We start from the raw sequence: 17,376 nt of genomic DNA, 5'->3' as shown, positions 1-17,376 counted from the left end.
AGGGTTCTGTACGGGGGCGCGCCACCGTTTGCGACGCGCCCGCGGTCACCCGCTCAATCGATCCGGGTCCCCGCGCCCTCGCCGCGCAGGAACGGGACCAGCCCCTCTGCGCCGAACACGTACGCCGGCGCGTCCAGCGCGAGCAGCTCCCGCACCTTCGCGGCCATGCCGCCGGAGACGTCGGTGGCGTCGCTCGCGCCGAGGGCGTCCGCGACCGACCCGAAGTCGTCGATCGCTGGGATCACGTCGCCGTCGCCGTCGAGGACGCCGGGCACCGTCGAGCAGACCCCAGCGCGGCGTGCGCCAAGTCCGGACGCGAGCTCGACGACCAGCTCGTCACCCGAGACGACCGTCACCCCGTCGCCCGCCGTCGCCACGCCGTCGCCATGGAGGACCGGAACGAACCCCTCGCCGAGCAGCGTCGCCGTCGACCCGAGCGGGAGGTCGAGCCCGCCGTCCGCGCCGCCGGCCCGCGCCGCGAGCGACAGCGGGTGAACCGGCACCGCCGGGACCCCGTGCTCGCGGAGTCGTTCTAACACGTGCGCGTTCAGCCGCTTCATCGCCCCGTGAATCGCGGCCGCCGCCTCGGCGTCCCGCGTCCCGTCGGTCGTCGAGACGCCGTGCTCGCTGGCGTGGTAGTGGCCGAAGCTCCCGCCGCCGTGGACGACGACGAGCCGGTCGACCGTACCCGCCGCGAGGGCGTCCGCGACGGCGTCGCAGGCCGCGTGGAGCGCCGCCTCGTCGAGGGTTTCGGGCTCGTTCTTCTCCGTGATCAGACTCCCGCCGAGCTTGAGGACGACGGGGGGAGCGGACTCTCCGCCGGCGTCGTCGTTACTGACGGCTTCGCCCCCCGTCACGGCTCCACCACCCGGACGCCCTCGGTCGCCAGCTCGGCGCGGAACGATTCCTCGCAGCCCTGCGTGAACGAGAGCGCGGTCTCCGTCGCGTCGCTTTCGTCGAGCGCGACGATACAGCCGCCGCCGCCCGCACCGGTGAGCTTCGCACCGTGCGCGCCCGCGTCCCGCGCGGCCCACACCATGGCGTCGATCGACCGGGCGGAGACGCCGAGCGCCGCTAACAGTCCGTGGTTGAAGTCCATCAGCTCGCCGAGTTCCGCGAGCAGCGCCGGGTCGGGGTCGCTCTCGGGGTCGGCATCCGCGAGCAGTTCCTCGCCCGTCCGGACGAGGTCGCCGATCGATTCGACCGTGTCGGCGGCGAACTCGTGTTCCGCCCGCAGTTCGCGGACACCGGCGACCAGCTCGCCGGTATCGCCCGCGCCGCCGTCGAACCCGACGACGAACGGAAGGTTCGGCGCGTCGATCGGCTCGCAGTCGTCGCCCTCGACCCGCACCGCGCCGCCCATCGTCGAGCAGAAGGTGTCCGCTCTGGAGGCCTGCCCGTCCTGGACCTCGAACTCGGCCCGATACGCCCGCTCGGCCAGCTCTCGGCGGTCGAGCGGCTCCCCGAGCGCGCGCGTCGCGGCGTCGATACCGGCCACGACCACGGCCGCCGACGACCCGAGCCCCGCGCCGAGGGGGATGTCGCTCTCGACGGTGATGTCGAAGCCGGCGTCGGGCGCGTCGGCCGCCTCGCGCGCCTGCTCGACGGCCGCGTCGACGTACCCCATCGCGGCCTCGACGAGCGGCGTCGGCACGTCGACATCGGGCCGGTCGCTCGTCCCACCCGCGTACTCCACGGTGAACCCGTTCAGAGAGAGGTCCTCGGCCTCGACGCGCACGTGGTCGTCCTCGCGCGGCTCGGCGGTCACCGTGGCGCGCCGCTCGATCGCCGCGGGCACGGCCGGCTCGCCGTAGACGACGGCGTGTTCGCCGAAGAGGTACACCTTCCCCGGCGCTTCGCAAACGGTCATACGAGTCTCCTCTCCCCCCGCGCTTACAGGCGTTGCGCTTGGCGGGTCTGGGCGGGACCCGACATCTACTCGTTCATCCGTCCCGGGTCGCGGTCGCGTATCGTTTCGCGGCAGCGGACCGCGCGACGCAGCCCGATCTCCGCCACGTCGCCCCCGCACTCCGCGGTTCGCCGCAGCGCGCGCGCGACGCGGCGGATCTCCGCCGCCCCCGCGCCCGCCTCGTCCAGTTCTCGATCGAGCGCGTCGATGTCGTCGCGAGCCCGGCGCAGCTCACCGACCGCGCTCCGAGCGACGTCGGCGCCCTCGTCGCCGAGGGCGACGCTCACCCCGTCGGAGACGACCTCTCGGACCGTGCGACCGAAGTCGCGACACGCCGCCAGTCGCGCGGCCGACGGCGGGTCGTCGAGGGCCGCCGCGGCGTTCCCGATGTCCGCCGCCGCGTCGCGGAAGCGGCACAGCTCCCGCATCGCCGTCCACGACTCGAACAGCTCCGGGCGGGTCGTGCCGAGGGCGTCGACCTCCCCGAGGTCGGCCATGCCGCGGGAGACGGACCGGTCGATCATCGACGCGAGGCGGTCGACCTGTTTGTCGCGGGAGCCGATCGGCGACGAGTCGGGCGGCGTCGCCAGCGCCTCGACCGCGTCGCCGTGTATCGAGCGGACCGTGAACGCCAGCTGTCGGAGCGACTGACTCACGGAGACCTCCGTCGAGTCCAGCATGATCTGAACCGTCGTCGCGGTCTCCGACTCCGCGGCCACCGACATCCCGATCCGGTTGCGGGCGACCCGCTCGACGACGCGCCGCTGGTCCGGGGTGAGCGGCTCGTCCCGTTCGAGCGTGACCTCGCGCGCGCCAGCGGCGTAGGCCGCCCGCAGCGCCCGCTCGATTACCTCCGGGTCGGCCGACTCGATCCGGGCGACGGGCGGGTCGCCGTCGCCGCCGTTCCCGGTCTGGACCGCCAACACGCCGTCGATGTGGTCGTGGAGCGTCACGGTGTCGCCGGACGCGACGCCCTGCGACTCCGCCCAGTCCTTCGGGAGCGAGACCGTGTACGTCCCGTTCCCCACGGTTTGGACCTTTCTCGACTCCATCTCAGTAGAGCAGCTCCGGGTCGTTTTCGATCATGTACAGCGTCCGCGCCGCGATGTTCACGGCGTGATCCGCGATCCGTTCGAGGTCTCGGATCGTCAACAGCACCCGCGATACGTCGTCCAACAGCCGTTCGGCCTCCCAGCCGTCCCCGTCCGACCCCGCGATCAGGTCGCGGGTGACGCTCTCGCTCGCCCGCTGGCAGAGCGCGTCGACCTCGTCGTCGTCGGCCGCGACCGCGCGGCACGCGGCCGCGTCCTCGGCCTCGTACGCGGCGAGGCTCCGTTCGAGGAGGTCGCGCGCCGCCTCGCCGATGGCGTCGAGCTGAACCTCCGGCGAGAGCGTCCGCGTCGCGGTCCGGAGGTAGTCCGCCAGGTTGACCGCGAGGTCGCCGATGCGTTCGAGGTCGGTGATGATCTTGAACGAGGCGGTGACGAGTCGGAGGTCGCCCGCGACCGGCTGCTGGAGCGCGAACAGGTCCACGCACCGGTCCTCCAAGCGCAGGTACGTCTCGTTGACCGCGGCGTCGGCGTCGACCACTTTCTGCGCCAGCGACTCGTCGCGGCGCTCCGCGGCGTCGAGGCTCCGTTCGACCTGCCCTATCACCTGATCCCCCATGGCGAGCACGTCCGCCCGGAGCTCGTCGAGCGAGTCCTGGTACTGTTCTCGGGGCATGGGATCACCCGAACTTGCCGGTGATGTAGTCCTCGACGCGCTCGCTGTGTGGGTCCTCGAACACCTGATCGGTGTCGCCGTACTCGACGAGCTCGCCGCCCGTGAGGAAGACGGCGGTCTGGTCCGATATCCGGGCCGCCTGCTGCATGTTGTGCGTGACGATGACGACGGTGTACTCCTCCGCGAGGTCGTCGATCAGGTCCTCTATCTTCGCCGTGGCGATGGGGTCCAAGGCGGACGCCGGCTCGTCCATCAGGATGACCTCCGGGTCGACCGAGAGGCAGCGGGCGATACAGAGCCGCTGTTGCTGGCCGCCCGAGAGCCCGAGCGCGTTGTCGTCGAGCCGGTCGCTCACCTCGTCCCATAGCGCCGCGTCGCGGAGGCACCGCTCGACGAGCGCGTCGCGCTCGTCGGCGTCGCTCCGGTTCAGCAGGCGGGCGAGGAGGCCCGTGTCGAGGTCGCCGTGCTTCTTTGGCCCGTAGGCGATGTTCTCGCGGATCGTCTTGGGGAAGGGGTTCGGCGACTGGAACACCATTCCGACCCGCTTACGCAGCTCCACGAGGTTGACCCCGTCCCGGTAGATCTCTTGCCCGTCGAGCTTCACCGAGCCGTCGATCCGGGCGGAGCTGACCCGATCGTTCATCCGGTTGAGACACCGGAGGTACGTCGACTTCCCGCAGCCTGAGGGGCCGATCAGGGCGGTGACGCTCTTCTCGGGGATCTCCATCGAGACGCCCTTCAGCGCGTGGTCGTCGCCGTAGTGAACGTCGAGGTCCTCGACGGCCAGTTTCGTGTCGCCGCGGAACTCGTAGTCGGTCCACTCGTCGCGGGTCTGCTCGACGGTCTCGCCGGTCGTCGTGGTGGGCGAGCGGCCGTCGGTCGGCGAGCGGTCGTCGGTCGATGCGGTCTGGGTCTGTTGGGTGGTGTTCTCGCTCATCGGATTCAGGTGTGTGTGAGCCGTCGCCGGAAGTAGTAGCGCGTCGCGATGCCGATCGCGTAGAATGAGAGGACGACGACGAGCAGCACCAGCGCCGTCGCCCAGCGGAACTCGTCCGCGTTGCCGACGTTGCTGCTGGCACCCACGCCGGCGGAAATCAGAGCGTACAGCTGGTACGGCAGCGCTGAGGTTGCCTCCAGCAGGGCCGGATTGGCGACGAACGGCGGCGCGGACGTGAACTTGAAGCTCCCGAGGACGTCGACCGTCTGCGAGCCGGGAACGAACGTCCCGCCGGCCATCGTCAGCAGGATCGGCGCCGTCTCGCCGGCGATCCGACCGACGCCGAGGATGACGCCGGTGACGACGCCGGGCAGCGCCGCCGGGAGGACGACGCTCCGGATCGTCTGCCACTTCGACACCCCAAGCGCGGCGCTCGCGTCGCGGTACTCGTCGGGGACGGAGAGCATCGCCTCCCGGGAGGTGATCACCACGAGCGGGAGGAGCATGAACCCGAGCGTGATCATCCCGGAGAGCAGCGACTTTCCGTTGCCGAACCGCGGGATGAGGAAGGCGAAGCCGAACAGCCCGAAGACGATGCTGGGGGTGCTCCACAGCCCGTTTGTCGCGATCTCGACGACCTGGGTGAACCGACCGCGGTCCGCGTACTCGGTGAGGAAGAGCGCCGCGCCGACGCCCAGCGGGACCGCCAGCACGACGGCGCCGAGGACGAGCCAGACCGTGCCGACGATCGCGGGCAACACGCCCTGGAAGTCGTTGAAGAGGGCGACGCCGTTCATCACGAACGGGACGGACACCGGCAGCGTGACCGAGACGCCGAGGACCGTCGTCTGCGGCCCGGTTCCGAGGCCGATCTCGACGCCGTTCAACAGCCCGGGGACCCCCTGGACGACCACGAAGGCGACGAGGACGAACAGGAAAGCGACGATCGAGAGCGCGTTCAGGTACACGAGGACGTACGCGCCCGTGTGCCGACCGCGGGCGCCGAAGCCACCGTACGCCTTCGCCGAGGCCCAGCCGCCGTACAGCGCGCTGAACAGCGTCGCCGCGGGGATGAGGAACTCCGCGGTGAGGGCCGCCTGCTGGGCCCAGTCCAGCTCCCACACCCACGTCGGGCCGATGACGCCGGTGAGGAACACGAGCCCCGTCAGCGCGAGGAGGCTCCCGAGCGGGAGCGTCGACCCCACGTCCTCGCGGGGGAGGACGGTGAGCGCGAACGCGCCGCCGCCGACGGCCGTCCCGGCGAGGACGCCGACCGTCGTGCCGAGACCGAGCGTCTGGCTCGCGACGCTCCCGCCGACGACGACCCACGGAACGGCGGCGCCGAAGCCGGCGACGAGCCCGGCGCTCGGGTCGGGGTCGGTCTCGACGTAGCCCAGACGGGAGCCGGCGCCGAAGGCGACCACCGCGACGCCGAGCGCGGTCAGGAGCCCGCCGAGCAGCGTCACGGTCCGAATCCCGAACAGCGAGCCGGTGAGGCTGACGCGCTCGAACAGCGCGGCGACGGCGAGCGCGAACAGGACCGCCGAGAGCCCGACGGCAACGCCCGCGACGGCGTCCGTCTCCGTGGTCTCCGACTCGACGAGCCTAGCGTCCGTCTGGCTCGCGTCCGCCATCAGACCTCACCCCCGAGCCGCTTGTGCATTCTCCATTCGATGTACTGCGCGCCGATGGAGATGACGAGGACGGTGACGAACAAGATCACGCCCGCGACGAACAAGGCGTCCATCTGGAGGCCGTCGGCCTCGCCGTAGTTCCGCGCGATGATCGACGTCAGCGTCTCCTGCCCGTAGAAGACGTTGACGAGTGGCTCCGTGAGGCGAGGCACGCCGCGGAGCATCACCGTGGCGGCCATCGTCTCGCCGATGGCGCGGCCGACGCCGAGCAGGACCGCCGCGGAGACGCCGGAGAACGCGGCCGGCAGCGTGATCGAGGTCATCGTCTGCCAGTCGGTCGTCCCCATCGCCAGCGAGCCGCTCTTCATCGACTCCGGGACGCTGCTCAGCGCGTCTTCGGCCACGGAGACGACGGTCGGGAGCGCCATCAGCCCGACGACGATACCGACGAACAGGTACGATCCCTGCCCCGTCGTCTGGAACTGGTCGGAGGCCCACGGGCCCAGCACGGTGAACCCGATGAACCCGTAGACGATCGAGGGGATGCCGGCGAGGATCTCGACGCCGGGCTTGACGACCTCGCGGACGGTCGCGGGGGCGATCTCCGAGAGGAAGAGCGCCGCGGAAACACCGAGGGGCGCGGCGACCGCGGAGGCGATCAGCGTCACCATCACCGTCCCGTGGATCATCGGCACCATCGAGTACCGGATGGGCGGCGAGACGGCGTCCCAGTTCGGCTGGATGAACATCCGCAGGCCGGGGACCGTGATCCCGAACGCCGTCGCGCTCTCGTATCGGATCACCGGGACGGACTCGCGGAAGATGAAGACGATGATCAGTCCGAGGATGAGGATCGTCGACACCGTCATCATCAGCGCGATCGTGTACGCGGTCTCCTCCTGGTACCGGAACCAGCCGATCCCCGCCGCCGTGAGGAAGATGACGAAGGGAGCGATGGTGAGGTCGGAGACGGCGAGGAACCCGACGAGGGTGGCCAGAAGCGACAGCGTCATCGCGGAGATGATCGCCAGCGCGGGGGGTTCGGTCTCGTCGACGAACTCCCTGACTCGTCTGCGCTGCGCGCCGAGCGCGTCGGTCAGTCGCCCGCCGAGCGCGTCTGTTACCGTTGGCATCTGTCTGTTATCGAGAGCATTCGCGTGTTGTGTGTCGTAGAAGCCATGTTCGTCCGTACCGTGAGCGCCGGCGGCCGCGGAGAGACGGGCGGTCGCGGGGGGGTCAGTCGGCCGAGACGACGCTCGTCTCGGGTCGATCGACCGTCGGTCGTCGGACTACGGCGAGATGAGATCCTCCGTGGCGACGGACGAGACTTTGTCTTTCATCGACTGGAGGTCGCTCGTCGGGAGCGGGATGTAGTTGTTCCCCTCGACGAAGACGCTCTGTCCGAACTCGTTGAGGAACATATTGACGAACGCCGCCTCGCGCCGGTCGTAGCCGCCGGCTTCGGGGTTGTTCTCCTCGATGAGCGTGTACATGTGGAGGTCGCGGTTGAGCGGGTACTCGCTGTCGAAGATGGTGTTCTCCGCGTCGCGGCTGGTCTCGTACAGCGTGCCGTCGAACTCGATGGAGATCGGGATGACCGTTTCGCTGGTGAACGCGAGCGCCATGTACGCGATGGCGCCCTCGTTCTGGGAGACGGCCTGCGCGACCTGCTGGTTCTGCCCGAAGCGCGTGTCGACGCCCGACATCGAGGCGTCGGCGGCGCCGAGCATGTTCAGGCGGAACGAGGTGTCCGTCCCGGAGCCCTCGGCGCGGCCGATAGCGTAGATCTCCTGATCGTAGTCGACCCCGTCGATCTCGTTCCAGTTGGTGATCTCGTTCTGGTAGATGCCGCGGATCTCCTCGCCGGTCAGCTGCGCGACGCCGGCGTCGGAGACGTCGGAGCTGACGACGACCGGCTGGCCATCGCGACCGACAACGTTGTCGACGACTGTGTTCTGGGCCTTCTCCTCGGTCCAGTCGAGCTCCGCCGTGATCGGCCCGGAGGAGTTGCCGATGTCGACGAGGCCGTCAGTGACGGCCTCACAGCCGGTCCCGGAGTGGCTCAGGCCGACCGTCGTCGGGAACGGCGGCGAAGAGCGCTGATCGGTCGGCTCGAAGCCGAACTTCGCTGCGAAGTAGTCGGCGATGAGCATGTCGTCCGCGCCGTCGGCGGAGAGCTGGTCCCAGCCGGGCACCGAGCCCTCGTCGTTCGCGCCCCAGTACTCGCCGTCGCTCGGCGGGGCGTTGGAGTTCCAGTATGAGCTCCCCGTGTTCGAGATTGGGTACACCGTCGAGGAGCCCTCGGCGTTGAGCAGCGCCGTGCTCTGCCCGGAGCCGTCGTCGCCGTCGCCACCGGAGCCGCCGGAGCCACCGTCGCCGCCGTCGCCGCCGGATCCGCCGTCGCCGCCGTCGCTGCTTCCGCTACAGCCCGCCAACCCGGCGGTTCCGAGCGCTCCGGACGTGATGAGAACTTTCCGCCGCGACACGCCGCCGTCGACCCAGTTCCGGTCTGACATCAGGCGTGGCAACGGGCAAGTCTATTAAACTGGTTTATATTTTTAATATAGTCACCTCTTGTCACGCGAAGAGTCCACAGTATCGGTGGTGAGTACAAGAGACGGTTCTGACAGCTATATACCACCACGTACCGCTCTGTTCGCCTCTGTCCCCGAACACACCGCTCTTAGGAAGGTATACACCGTACTACGCCGAATCCGGCCGTATGAGTGAGAGCGCGCCCGCGGAGACGCCCCTCGACGAACTCGTCGAGTCTGTGGCCGACCGGACCGGCGAGGAACCGGAGTCGATCCGGACCTGGCTCGAACCCTTCACCGACGACGGGAGGGTGACGTCCGCGGCGATCGAGTCGAGCGTCACCGACGTGTCGCAGATACTCGCGACAGCGGAGACGCGGGTCGACCTCGCGACGCGGACCCACGACGAGGCGACCGCCGCCGCCGACGACGCGCCGGACCTCGAGGTCGTCACTGTCCGCCGGCGGGCGTTCGGGGACCGGCTGGACGACCTCCGTGCGGAGGTGGAGGCGCTCGGCGACGACCTCGGCGCGGCGCGGTCGGGGCTGGCCGAGCCGGTGGCGGTGTACCGCGCCGCGGTTGCCCTCCACGAGATAACCACCGAGGCGCAGGACATCGTCCGCGTCGCCCACGACCTCGAAACCGAACTGGAGGCGTTCGAGGCGTGGCTCCGCTCGGCCAACCGACGTCACGGCGCGCTCGTGGACGAAGTCGAGGCCGCCGAGGAGTCCGCCGCGGCCCTCACCGAGACCGTCGAGTCGCTGCGGGACGCGGACGACCCGGACCCGGGACGGCGGTTCGACGCCGCCGTCCAGACGCGCGTCCTCGACCTCGTCGTCGCCGACCTCCGAGCCGAGGCCGACGACCTCCGCGCGTGGGGCCACCGCGACGGCGCCCCCTTCCCGGACGACGTGGACGCGCGGATCGACGATCTCGAATCCGCGGTCGCGGAGCACGCCGACGCGCTCGGCGACCGGCCGGGCCGGGACGGCGAGTTCGGCGAGCGGCTCGACGCGCTCGACGCGGAGCTCGAGGCGGTCGAGCCGCCCGTCGCGTGGGCTCGCGTGGACGAGACCGTCGCGGAGGCTCGGTCGGCGCTGTCCGAGGACGGGGCGCCCGGCGACGAGGCCGCGAACTGAGCCGGCGGCGCCCTCACCTTTTCCACTCTCCGCCGTGTGCGGTTCGGCATGACGCAGATCCCGTCGCTCGTCTCCCGCTCGCTCTCGAACTTCGTCGAGGGGCTGGTCGTGGCGGTCCCGCGGCTGCTCTCGGGGCTGATCTTCCTCGCGCTGGCGTACCTGACGGTGCGGGTCGTCCTCTCGGTCGTCCGCGGGTCGATCGAACGGCTGTACGTCGGCGACCGCGAACTGGTCGGCGACCTCATCGTCACGCTCGTCTCCGTGTTCCTCTGGTTCGGCGTCGCGCTCACGTTCCTGAAGGTCGTCGGCATGGGCGACATCGCGGCGAGCCTCGGCACCGCCGTCGGCTTCATCGCCCTCGGGGTCTCCTACGCGCTCTCCGAGATGATCGAGGACACGGTGGCGGGGGTCTACCTCCTGCGGGACCCGGACTTCAACGTCGGCTACCGCGTCGAGTCGAAGGGCGTGACGGGAACGGTCGCCGCCATCGAACTCCGGAAGACGCGGATCGACACCGACGGCGGCGACCGGATCGTGATGGCGAACCGAGAGATAGAGCCGCGGTGGACCCACGACGTGCCCGAGGAGACGACGGGCGGGGCGGTCGACGAACCGACCGACAGCGAGCCGTCGACGACCGACTGAGCGGGGGACCGGTCGACGCCCGACTGAGCAGGGGACCGACCGACGACCGATCGGTCGCAGTCGGCGACGGGCGCCGGCTCGAGCGTGGCTGTCGACTGACGCCTCCGTGTATTCCGGTCGGTCTCCGAAAATTTATCAATCTGCTCCGAAACCGCCATCCCGCTATGTCAACCACAGCAACTGAGACCGGCGACGGGACCGTCGACGGGGACACGACGCTAGCGGCGCTGTCGCACGCCTCGTCGCTCTTCGCGTCGTTCCTCGGCCCGATTCTCTTCCTGATCCTCGCGGACGACGACGACGAACTCGTCGAGCGGAACGCGAAGAATTCGCTGAACTTCCAGATCGTCGTCTTCGCCGCGCTCATGATTGCCGCCGTCCTGAGCTTCGTGTTCATCGGCCTCCTGCTGTTCCCGATTATCGGCGTCGTCGACCTAGTCTTGGTCCTCGTGGCAACGGTGAAGGCCAACGACGGGCGGGTCTATTCGTACCCGTTCACGCCCGATATCGTCTGAGCGCGTCGCGCCGCGGATCGATTCGCCGACGGCTCTCCGAGCGGTGAACGGACGAAACAGGAAGCGTCGAAGAAAAACGCGGCCGGCTTAGAGCTCGTCCTCGAAGTCTTCGAGGGCGAACACCGTGTCGGCGCCGCGGCGGTCGAGCGTCTCGTTGGCGAGGAGCCAGTAGACGACCGACAGCGCGCGCCGACCCTTGTTGTTCGTCGGGATGACGAGGTCGACGTTCGACAGCTGGTTGTTGGAGTCGCACATCGCGATCACCGGGATACCGACGGTGATGGCCTCTTTGACGGCCTGCGCGTCGCCGATGGGGTCGGTGACCACGACCACGTCCGGCTCGATGTAGCCGGCGTAGTCGGGGTTCGTCAGCGTGCCCGGAATGAAGCGACCGGTGCGGGCGCGGGCGCCGATGGCGTCCGCGAACTTCTCGGCCGGGAACCGACCGTACTGCCGCGAGGATGTGACGAGGATCTGCTCGGGGTTGTAGTTCGCGAGGAAATCCGCGGCCGTGCGGATCCGCTGGTCGGTCAGGCTCACGTCGAGGACGTACAGCCCGTCGTCGCGGACGCGGTGGATGAACCGCTCCATGTCCTTCGTCTTCTGCTGGGTCCCGATGTGGACACCCGCAGAGAGGTAGTCCTCGACGGGGATCAGCAGGTCGACGTCGTCGTCGGGCATGACGTCGTCGTCGAACGGGGAGGCCTCCTCCTCGTCCGCTTCGTCGTCGCCCGCGGCGGTCTCGCTCTCGGCGTCGGCGGCCGTCTCGGCCGCGTCGGCGGTCGGTTCCTCGGTCGTGTCGGCCTCCTCCTCGACCGCCGCGTCGACCGCCTCGGTCTCCGCGTCGTCGTCGAGTTCGACCGCGTCGTTGTCTTCGCTCATGCGTGGTGTGGGCCCGTCATACCGCGTCGTCCGCGATGCGGACCAGTTCGTTCAGCTTGGCGGTTCGCTCGCCGCCGACCGTCCCGGTCTTGATGTAACCGGCGTCGGTCGCCACGGCGAGGTGTGCGATGGTGGTGTCCTCGGTCTCGCCCGAACGGTGAGAGATGACCGTCTCGTACCCGTTGCGGGCGGCGAGCTCGACGGCGTCGAACGCGTCCGACAGCGTCCCGATCTGGTTCGGCTTGATGAGGATGCTGTTGGCCGCGCCGGCGTCGATGCCGTCCTGGAGCCGCTCGACGTTGGTGACGAACAGGTCGTCCCCGCAGATCAGCGTCCGGTCGCCGACCCGGTCGGTCAGGTCCGCGAACGCCTCGTAGTCGTTCTCGTCGAGCGGGTCCTCGACGTACGCGAGGTCGTACTCGTCGACGAGGCCGGCGACGTACTCGATCTGCTCGTCGGCCGACTTCGTCTCGTCGCCGTAGACGTACGCCTCGGCCTCGTCGTCGTACAGTTCGGCCGCGGCCATGTCGAGACCGAAGCGGATCTCGAAGCCCACGTCTTCCTCGACGCGGTCGACCGCCTCGTCGACGACCTCGAACGCGTCGGCGTCCGAGATGGGGGGCGCCCACGCGCCCTCGTCGCCCTTCGCCGCGGGCACGCCGCGCTCGTCTAACACGTCCGCGACCGCCGCGTGGACCGCGGCGTTCGCGAAGACGGCCTCCGAGACGCTCGGCGCGCCGACGGGCGCCGCGAGGAACTCCTGAATGTGGGTCGCCTCCTTGGCGTGCTCTCCGCCGCCGACGACGTTGCCAAGCGGGATCGGGAAGTTCTCGCCGCGGAACGCCCCGCCGAGGTGCTGGTACAGCGGTGCGCCGAGCACGTCGGCGGCGGCCTTCGCGGCCGCCATCGAGATGGCGACCGCGCTGTTGGCGCCGATGGCGGAGAAGTCGTCCGTCCCGTCGGCGGCGCGGAGTGCGTTGTCGACCGCGCGCTGGTCGCCGGCGTAGACGCCCTCGAGGCGCGGGACCGCGTGTTCGCGGGCCTTCGCGATGGACTCGCTCGCCGGCAGTTCGATCGCTTCGTACTCCCCGGTCGAGGCCCCGCTAGGCGCCGCCCCACGGCCGAAGCCGCCGGACTCGGTGAGCACGTCGGCCTCGACCGTCGGGTTTCCGCGCGAGTCGAGCACGCGACGCAGCGAGACGCTGGTAATTCGGGTCACTAGTTGGATTCCCTCCGCACGGTGAACGGGAGCGCGCCCGCGTCGTACTCCTCCGCGGCGACGAGTATCGGCTCCGTCTGGTCCGTGTCGATCAGCACGGGCGCCCCGTAGGACACCTGTAGCGCTCGCGCGCCGAGGATGCGTGCCTTCTCGTATCGATTGTATCGCTGTCCTGACATGGTTACTGGTACGGCGAGACGACGTCCACGAGGTCGCGGTGGCTCACCAGCATGCGCCGGCAGCAGTGCCGGTCGACCCCGAGGTCGTCGAGCACCTCGCCGGGGTCTTCGTCGCCCTCGCGAGCCCGCTCTTTGAACTCTTCCCAGTGTTCACCCACGACGTTGCCGCACGTGAAACACCGGACGGGGATCATCATGACTGGATCACCTCAGCGGTAGGACTTCTGGTAGCGAGCGCGCGCGCCGGGTCCGCCCCACTTCTTGGGTTCGGACTGGCGCACGTCGTTGACCAGCAGGGTGCGGTCGAAGTTCATGTACGCGTCGCGCAGCTCGGCGTCGCCGAGGTGCTGGACGAGGCCGCGGGCGATGGCGGTCCGCGTCGCGTCCGCCTGCCCGCTGAAGCCGCCGCCCTCGACGTCGATGTCGATGTCGACGCCGTCGCGGAGCTCCTCGCCCGCGATGCGGAACGGCTCCAGCATCTTGAGCCGCGCCTGCTCCGGTTCGACCAGCTCGACTGGCTGGGAGTTGATGCGAACGCGACCCTCGCCCTCGCGCACGGTGGCGCGGGCGACGGCCGTCTTCTTCTTGCCTGAGGTGTTCGTTACCATGTGACGTTGGCTCCCAGAGACTCGGAGATCTCCCCGAGCGTGGTGAATTTGATGTTCGAGAGGCGGTCGAGCGAGGTGCCGTCGAGGACGACGCTCTCGACGTCCTCGTCGCGCTCGTAGGGGTTCCCGACGTACACGCGCACGTTCGAGAACGCCTCGCGGCCGTCCTCCGACTTGTACGGCAGCATGCCGCGGATGGCGCGCTTGAAGATTCGGTCGGGGCGCTTGGGGTAGTACGGCCCGCTGTCCGAGCCGAGCTCCGCGCGCTTGTGGTACGTCTCCATCGTCGCCTCCTCGTTGCCGGTGATGACGGCGCGCTCGGCGTTGACGACGGCGACGGTCTCCCCGGCGAGGACGCGCTGGGCGACCTCCGAGGAGACGCGACCGAGGATACAGTCGCGGGCGTCGACGACGACGTCCGCGTCGATCTTCGCGAGACTCATCGGATCACCCGCACGTTGCTTCCTTCGGGGTTCTGTTCGACGTACTGTTCCAGCGCCACCGCTTCGCCGGCCTGGTCGATCTTCGTCCGGGCGGTTCCGGAGAAGTCGACGGCGGCGACGGTAACGTTCGTTTCGAGCACACCGCTGCCCAGCACCTTGCCGGGGACGACGACCGTCTCGTCTTCCTGCGCGTATCGTTCGATACGGCCCAGGTTGACCTCAGCGTGCGTGCGCCGTGGCTTCTCCAGTCGGTCGGCGACGTCCTGCCACACGCTGGCACCGGAGTCACGCGAGACCGACTTCAGATCGGCGATGAGGTTCTGTAGTTTCGGATTCGTCTTGCTACTCATAGCTGTCCCTCCTGAACGGAGAGTTCGTGGAAAACGGAGTGCAGGGAGCAGGATTTGAACCTGCGGACCTCTACAGGACAGCGCCCTGAACGCTGCGCCGTTGGCCTGACTTGGCTATCCCTGCGTGTACTCCACCGTATTCCGGCTCCCTTCAAACCACTTTCGGTCCCGGCGTCCCCGCGGTCGGCCGCGGGCGCTCCGTCGGTCGGAGCGGCGCCGCGGCTGCCGGCGGGGGCGACGGTCAGGGGGGTGGTTCGAAGGGCCGTCATTTCCTTATACTGCGACTTTCGTCTGTAGTTCGTCCGCGCGCTCCTCGATGGAGTCGATCGCGCGGAGCAACAGTTCCTCGACGTCGAATGAGCCGTCCGTCTCGATGTGGAAGACGAACGCGCCCGGCACGTCCTCGACCGCGACCTCTTTGCCGGGGAACCGTTCCGAGAGGTCGTTGTCGAACTCGTCCGTGAGCTCGATCTCCCCGTCCGGCGTCTCGATGACGCCGCGGAGGATGTTCGGCTCGTTGTCGTCGAACTCGCCGCGGTCGCCCTCGACCGAGACGCGCTGGAGGTGGCGGTAGCCGACGGAGACGCCGCCCTGGTGTTTGGCGTGCTCCTTGCCGGTGTCGAGGACCGCGTCGGCCTCGAACTCCAACCGCTGTCCCTCCTTCAGCTCGATGATCGGAACGTTCTCGTCGGCGACCTCGACGAGCGGGTCGCTGCTCTCGATGTCGCCGGAGTACGCCGTCGCCGGACCTTCGACGTCGAGCGCGAGGGTGACCTCGTCGCCGATATCGAAGTCGTCGAGCGGCGTCGTCAGGGGCACGAGCCCCAGCCGCAGGCCGATCATCTCGTCGAACATGACCGAGGAGTTCTCGACGAACCGGACGGTGTCGATCGAGAACGTCGGGACGTCGGCGATCATCGCGCGGCGGATGCCGTTGGCGAACGCCGGCGTGAGCCCGCGGATCAGCACCCGCGCGCTGCGTTCGTCCCGTTCGACGTACTGGACGTCGAATTCGTCTTCGGTCATGTCAGACTCGCTTGTTCTTCGGCGCCTTCGTCCCGTCGTGCGGGATCGGCGTGACGTCCTCGATGCGCCCGATCTCGACGCCCGCCCGCGAGAGCGCGCGAATCGTCGCCTGCGCACCGGGACCGGTGGACTTGTTGAGGTTGCCGCCGGGACCGCGCACGCGAACGTGCACGCCCTCCAGACCGGCGTCCTTGACGCGCTCGGCGACGACCTCCGCCATCTGCATGGCGGCGTACGGCGACGCCTCGTCGCGGTTCTGCTTCACCACGGTGCCGCCGGACGACTTGGCGATCGTCTCGGCGCCCGTCTCGTCGGTGACCGTGATGAGCGTGTTGTTGAACGACGCGTACACGTGGGCGATGCCCCACTTTCCGTCCTCGGATTCACTCATGGTTGGTTACTCCTGTGACTCCGCGCGCTCGGGGTGGAGATCGTCCGCGAGCGGGCTCGTCTCGTCGAAGGCGATGGCGCCCTCGTCGTCGACATCCACCTTCACCGACGGGCGCGTGACGCGGGCGCCGTTGACGGTGATGTGGCCGTGGACGATGAACTGGCGGGCCTGCTGGGTTGAGGAGGCGAAGCCCTGTCGGTAGACGACTGTCTGGAGGCGACGCTCCAGCAGGTCGGTCACGTCGAGCGACAGGACCGTCGAGATGTCGTCGTTGTCGCCGAGGATGCCGATCCGGCGGAGCCGCGTAACGAACTCCGCGCCGGCGTCCTGTGCGGCGTCGACGTCACCCTGCGCCTCGCCGAGCAGCCGTCGGGCCTCTCGGCGCATGTTGCGCAGTTCGGACTGGGCGCGCCAGAACTCCTCTTTGTTCTTCAGACCGTACCGCGAGAGGAGGTCGGACTCCTCGGCGATGCGCTCGCCCTGATACGGGTGGTTCGGCGTCTCGTAGCCCTTGGTGTTCTTTCCGGTGCTCATTCGTCGTCACCGCCCTCGTCGTCTTCCATCTCCTCGCGGATCTCCTCAACGTTGACCCCGATGGTCCCCTCCGAGCGACCCGTGGACTTGGTGCGCTGGCCGCGGACCTTCTGCCCGCGCTTGTGGCGCACGCCCTTGTACGATTCGATGATCTTCATCCGGTTGATGTCGTGGCGCCGCTTCTCGTTGACGTCCGTGCCGACGAGGTGCGTCGTCTCTCCGGTGAAGAAGTCGTTCTGTCGGTTCGTCATCCACGACGGGACGTGGTCTTCGAGGTTCTCGGCGATGTCGACCACCGCGTCGATGTCCTCCTCGTCGAGGAGCCCGAACGTGGCGTTTCGGTCCACGTCGGCCTTCTCGGCGACCAGCCGCGCCGTGCGCGTGCCGATGCCGTCGAGTTCGGACAGGCTTCGCTCGACCGTCTTCGTCCCGTCGAGGTCCGCGCCCCCGATCCGAACGAAGTACTGGAGGTCTTCCTCCTCCTCCGGCGAGTCGTCCTGTGGTTCTTCCGTGCTCATGTGTTGGTTGTGGTGAGCCCTACCGGCGCGATCCGGCGGTACTCGTCCGTTCGAGCGTTGCGGCGGGGATTCGAACCCCGGAGGCAGTGACGCCACAGAGTTAGCAACCCTGCGCCTTGGGCCAGGCTTGGCTACCGCAACCCGCGTTGTATCATCGCCCTCTCGGACTCGGGGCCCGACGCCCCTAC

General features: G+C 69.1%; 22 protein-coding genes and 2 tRNA genes. 3 read left to right on the top strand and 21 right to left on the bottom strand.

Going from position 1 to position 17,376, the window contains the following annotated elements; all coding sequences use genetic code 11:
• Window positions 1-53: 53 nt before the first annotated feature.
• The 8 genes from EXE41_RS08120 to EXE41_RS08085 all read right to left on the bottom strand — a co-directional run bounded on the left by EXE41_RS08120 (window position 54) and on the right by EXE41_RS08085 (window position 8,721).
• Window positions 54-857, bottom strand: a complete 804-nt coding sequence (locus EXE41_RS08120) for an isopentenyl phosphate kinase (protein ID WP_137690719.1) — start codon at window positions 855-857, stop codon at window positions 54-56.
• Window positions 854-1,870, bottom strand: a complete 1,017-nt coding sequence (gene mvk / locus EXE41_RS08115; protein WP_086215720.1) for a mevalonate kinase — start codon at window positions 1,868-1,870, stop codon at window positions 854-856. The genes EXE41_RS08120 and mvk overlap by 4 nt, the downstream gene beginning before the upstream one ends.
• Before the next feature lie 65 nt (window positions 1,871-1,935).
• Window positions 1,936-2,961: an AbrB/MazE/SpoVT family DNA-binding domain-containing protein gene (locus EXE41_RS08110; RefSeq protein ID WP_049930754.1), complete on the bottom strand. Its 1,026-nt coding sequence runs from the start codon at window positions 2,959-2,961 to the stop codon at window positions 1,936-1,938.
• 1 nt (window position 2,962) lies between these two features.
• Entirely contained in the window at window positions 2,963-3,634 is a 672-nt protein-coding gene (phoU, locus tag EXE41_RS08105; RefSeq protein WP_137690718.1) for a phosphate signaling complex protein PhoU, read from the bottom strand.
• Window positions 3,635-3,638: 4 nt separating this feature from the next.
• The gene (gene pstB / locus EXE41_RS08100; RefSeq protein ID WP_086215723.1) at window positions 3,639-4,571 is read right to left on the bottom strand and encodes a phosphate ABC transporter ATP-binding protein PstB; all 933 of its coding nucleotides are present in this window, start codon (window positions 4,569-4,571) and stop codon (window positions 3,639-3,641) included.
• A 5-nt stretch (window positions 4,572-4,576) separates the two neighbouring features.
• Window positions 4,577-6,205: a phosphate ABC transporter permease PstA gene (gene pstA, locus EXE41_RS08095; protein ID WP_137690717.1), complete on the bottom strand. Its 1,629-nt coding sequence runs from the start codon at window positions 6,203-6,205 to the stop codon at window positions 4,577-4,579.
• Entirely contained in the window at window positions 6,205-7,338 is a 1,134-nt protein-coding gene (gene pstC / locus EXE41_RS08090; protein ID WP_137690716.1) for a phosphate ABC transporter permease subunit PstC, read from the bottom strand. The genes pstA and pstC overlap by 1 nt, the downstream gene beginning before the upstream one ends.
• 156 nt (window positions 7,339-7,494) lie before the next feature.
• Window positions 7,495-8,721, bottom strand: coding sequence for a PstS family phosphate ABC transporter substrate-binding protein (locus tag EXE41_RS08085; protein ID WP_086215726.1), 1,227 nt, complete (start codon window positions 8,719-8,721; stop codon window positions 7,495-7,497).
• A gap of 206 nt (window positions 8,722-8,927) precedes the next feature.
• Between EXE41_RS08085 and EXE41_RS08080 the strand changes: the two genes are divergently transcribed.
• From EXE41_RS08080 to EXE41_RS08070, 3 genes are all read left to right on the top strand, one after another.
• Entirely contained in the window at window positions 8,928-9,878 is a 951-nt protein-coding gene (locus EXE41_RS08080; protein ID WP_137690715.1) for a halo transducer protein, read from the top strand.
• A gap of 48 nt (window positions 9,879-9,926) precedes the next feature.
• Window positions 9,927-10,523 (top strand): mechanosensitive ion channel domain-containing protein, encoded by a 597-nt coding sequence (locus tag EXE41_RS08075; RefSeq protein ID WP_094582336.1) that lies wholly within the window; start codon window positions 9,927-9,929, stop codon window positions 10,521-10,523.
• A gap of 164 nt (window positions 10,524-10,687) precedes the next feature.
• Complete coding sequence (locus tag EXE41_RS08070; RefSeq protein WP_094494582.1) at window positions 10,688-11,038, top strand: DUF4870 domain-containing protein; 351 nt, start codon at window positions 10,688-10,690, stop codon at window positions 11,036-11,038.
• Window positions 11,039-11,125: 87 nt separating this feature from the next.
• Here EXE41_RS08070 and rpsB read toward each other — a convergent pair whose 3' ends face one another.
• From rpsB to EXE41_RS08005, 13 genes are all read right to left on the bottom strand, one after another.
• The gene (gene rpsB, locus EXE41_RS08065; protein WP_049930745.1) at window positions 11,126-11,920 is read right to left on the bottom strand and encodes a 30S ribosomal protein S2; all 795 of its coding nucleotides are present in this window, start codon (window positions 11,918-11,920) and stop codon (window positions 11,126-11,128) included.
• A gap of 16 nt (window positions 11,921-11,936) precedes the next feature.
• Entirely contained in the window at window positions 11,937-13,139 is a 1,203-nt protein-coding gene (gene eno / locus EXE41_RS08060; RefSeq protein ID WP_089308632.1) for a phosphopyruvate hydratase, read from the bottom strand.
• The gene (locus EXE41_RS08055) at window positions 13,139-13,318 is read right to left on the bottom strand and encodes a DNA-directed RNA polymerase subunit K (RefSeq protein WP_049930742.1); all 180 of its coding nucleotides are present in this window, start codon (window positions 13,316-13,318) and stop codon (window positions 13,139-13,141) included. Before EXE41_RS08055 ends, eno begins: the two co-directional genes overlap by 1 nt.
• Before the next feature lie 2 nt (window positions 13,319-13,320).
• Window positions 13,321-13,515, bottom strand: coding sequence for a DNA-directed RNA polymerase subunit N (locus EXE41_RS08050; RefSeq protein ID WP_006628058.1), 195 nt, complete (start codon window positions 13,513-13,515; stop codon window positions 13,321-13,323).
• Window positions 13,516-13,527: 12 nt separating this feature from the next.
• On the bottom strand, window positions 13,528-13,926 hold the full coding sequence (locus tag EXE41_RS08045) for a 30S ribosomal protein S9 (protein WP_004595258.1): 399 nt from the start codon (window positions 13,924-13,926) through the stop codon (window positions 13,528-13,530).
• Window positions 13,920-14,369 carry a 50S ribosomal protein L13 gene (locus tag EXE41_RS08040; RefSeq protein WP_008367868.1) on the bottom strand — a complete coding sequence of 150 codons (450 nt, stop codon included), beginning with the start codon at window positions 14,367-14,369 and terminating at the stop codon, window positions 13,920-13,922. The genes EXE41_RS08045 and EXE41_RS08040 overlap by 7 nt, the downstream gene beginning before the upstream one ends.
• Complete coding sequence (locus tag EXE41_RS08035) at window positions 14,366-14,719, bottom strand: 50S ribosomal protein L18e (protein WP_137690714.1); 354 nt, start codon at window positions 14,717-14,719, stop codon at window positions 14,366-14,368. The genes EXE41_RS08040 and EXE41_RS08035 overlap by 4 nt, the downstream gene beginning before the upstream one ends.
• Window positions 14,720-14,758: 39 nt before the next feature.
• Window positions 14,759-14,843: transfer RNA gene (locus tag EXE41_RS08030), tRNA-Leu, on the bottom strand.
• Window positions 14,844-14,992: 149 nt separating this feature from the next.
• Window positions 14,993-15,745: a DNA-directed RNA polymerase subunit D gene (locus EXE41_RS08025; protein WP_137690713.1), complete on the bottom strand. Its 753-nt coding sequence runs from the start codon at window positions 15,743-15,745 to the stop codon at window positions 14,993-14,995.
• A 1-nt stretch (window position 15,746) separates the two neighbouring features.
• On the bottom strand, window positions 15,747-16,136 hold the full coding sequence (locus tag EXE41_RS08020) for a 30S ribosomal protein S11 (protein WP_004046448.1): 390 nt from the start codon (window positions 16,134-16,136) through the stop codon (window positions 15,747-15,749).
• 6 nt (window positions 16,137-16,142) lie between these two features.
• Window positions 16,143-16,670, bottom strand: a complete 528-nt coding sequence (locus tag EXE41_RS08015; protein WP_006112313.1) for a 30S ribosomal protein S4 — start codon at window positions 16,668-16,670, stop codon at window positions 16,143-16,145.
• A complete protein-coding gene (locus tag EXE41_RS08010; protein ID WP_049930734.1) occupies window positions 16,667-17,188 on the bottom strand; it encodes a 30S ribosomal protein S13 in 522 nt (173 codons plus the stop codon). The genes EXE41_RS08015 and EXE41_RS08010 overlap by 4 nt, the downstream gene beginning before the upstream one ends.
• A 55-nt stretch (window positions 17,189-17,243) precedes the next feature.
• Window positions 17,244-17,329: transfer RNA gene (locus tag EXE41_RS08005), tRNA-Ser, on the bottom strand.
• Between the last annotated feature and the right edge of the window lie 47 nt (window positions 17,330-17,376).

Source organism: Halorubrum sp. SD690R (genome assembly GCF_005435035.1).
Classification (GTDB): Archaea; Halobacteriota; Halobacteria; order Halobacteriales; family Haloferacaceae; genus Halorubrum; species Halorubrum ezzemoulense.
Note: the sequence above shows the minus strand (reverse complement) of the source record. Positions and strands in the feature narration are given on the sequence as shown.

What these genes read in the sequence shown, in the direction of transcription:
- EXE41_RS08075 (WP_094582336.1), top strand. Translation starts at nt 9,927, where the DNA reads ATGACGCAGATCCCGTCGCTCGTCTCCCGCTCGCTCTCGAACTTCGTC.
- phoU (WP_137690718.1), bottom strand. Translation starts at nt 3,634, where the DNA reads ATGCCCCGAGAACAGTACCAGGACTCGCTCGACGAGCTCCGGGCGGAC.
- mvk (WP_086215720.1), bottom strand. Translation starts at nt 1,870, where the DNA reads ATGACCGTTTGCGAAGCGCCGGGGAAGGTGTACCTCTTCGGCGAACAC.
- EXE41_RS08010 (WP_049930734.1), bottom strand. Translation starts at nt 17,188, where the DNA reads ATGAGCACGGAAGAACCACAGGACGACTCGCCGGAGGAGGAGGAAGAC.
- EXE41_RS08035 (WP_137690714.1), bottom strand. Translation starts at nt 14,719, where the DNA reads ATGAGTAGCAAGACGAATCCGAAACTACAGAACCTCATCGCCGATCTG.
- EXE41_RS08015 (WP_006112313.1), bottom strand. Translation starts at nt 16,670, where the DNA reads ATGAGCACCGGAAAGAACACCAAGGGCTACGAGACGCCGAACCACCCG.
- EXE41_RS08040 (WP_008367868.1), bottom strand. Translation starts at nt 14,369, where the DNA reads ATGAGTCTCGCGAAGATCGACGCGGACGTCGTCGTCGACGCCCGCGAC.
- EXE41_RS08070 (WP_094494582.1), top strand. Translation starts at nt 10,688, where the DNA reads ATGTCAACCACAGCAACTGAGACCGGCGACGGGACCGTCGACGGGGAC.
- EXE41_RS08020 (WP_004046448.1), bottom strand. Translation starts at nt 16,136, where the DNA reads ATGAGTGAATCCGAGGACGGAAAGTGGGGCATCGCCCACGTGTACGCG.
- EXE41_RS08085 (WP_086215726.1), bottom strand. Translation starts at nt 8,721, where the DNA reads ATGTCAGACCGGAACTGGGTCGACGGCGGCGTGTCGCGGCGGAAAGTT.
- pstB (WP_086215723.1), bottom strand. Translation starts at nt 4,571, where the DNA reads ATGAGCGAGAACACCACCCAACAGACCCAGACCGCATCGACCGACGAC.
- EXE41_RS08050 (WP_006628058.1), bottom strand. Translation starts at nt 13,515, where the DNA reads ATGATGATCCCCGTCCGGTGTTTCACGTGCGGCAACGTCGTGGGTGAA.
- EXE41_RS08110 (WP_049930754.1), bottom strand. Translation starts at nt 2,961, where the DNA reads ATGGAGTCGAGAAAGGTCCAAACCGTGGGGAACGGGACGTACACGGTC.
- pstA (WP_137690717.1), bottom strand. Translation starts at nt 6,205, where the DNA reads ATGGCGGACGCGAGCCAGACGGACGCTAGGCTCGTCGAGTCGGAGACC.
- EXE41_RS08045 (WP_004595258.1), bottom strand. Translation starts at nt 13,926, where the DNA reads ATGGTAACGAACACCTCAGGCAAGAAGAAGACGGCCGTCGCCCGCGCC.
- rpsB (WP_049930745.1), bottom strand. Translation starts at nt 11,920, where the DNA reads ATGAGCGAAGACAACGACGCGGTCGAACTCGACGACGACGCGGAGACC.
- EXE41_RS08025 (WP_137690713.1), bottom strand. Translation starts at nt 15,745, where the DNA reads ATGACCGAAGACGAATTCGACGTCCAGTACGTCGAACGGGACGAACGC.
- pstC (WP_137690716.1), bottom strand. Translation starts at nt 7,338, where the DNA reads ATGCCAACGGTAACAGACGCGCTCGGCGGGCGACTGACCGACGCGCTC.
- EXE41_RS08080 (WP_137690715.1), top strand. Translation starts at nt 8,928, where the DNA reads ATGAGTGAGAGCGCGCCCGCGGAGACGCCCCTCGACGAACTCGTCGAG.
- EXE41_RS08055 (WP_049930742.1), bottom strand. Translation starts at nt 13,318, where the DNA reads ATGTCAGGACAGCGATACAATCGATACGAGAAGGCACGCATCCTCGGC.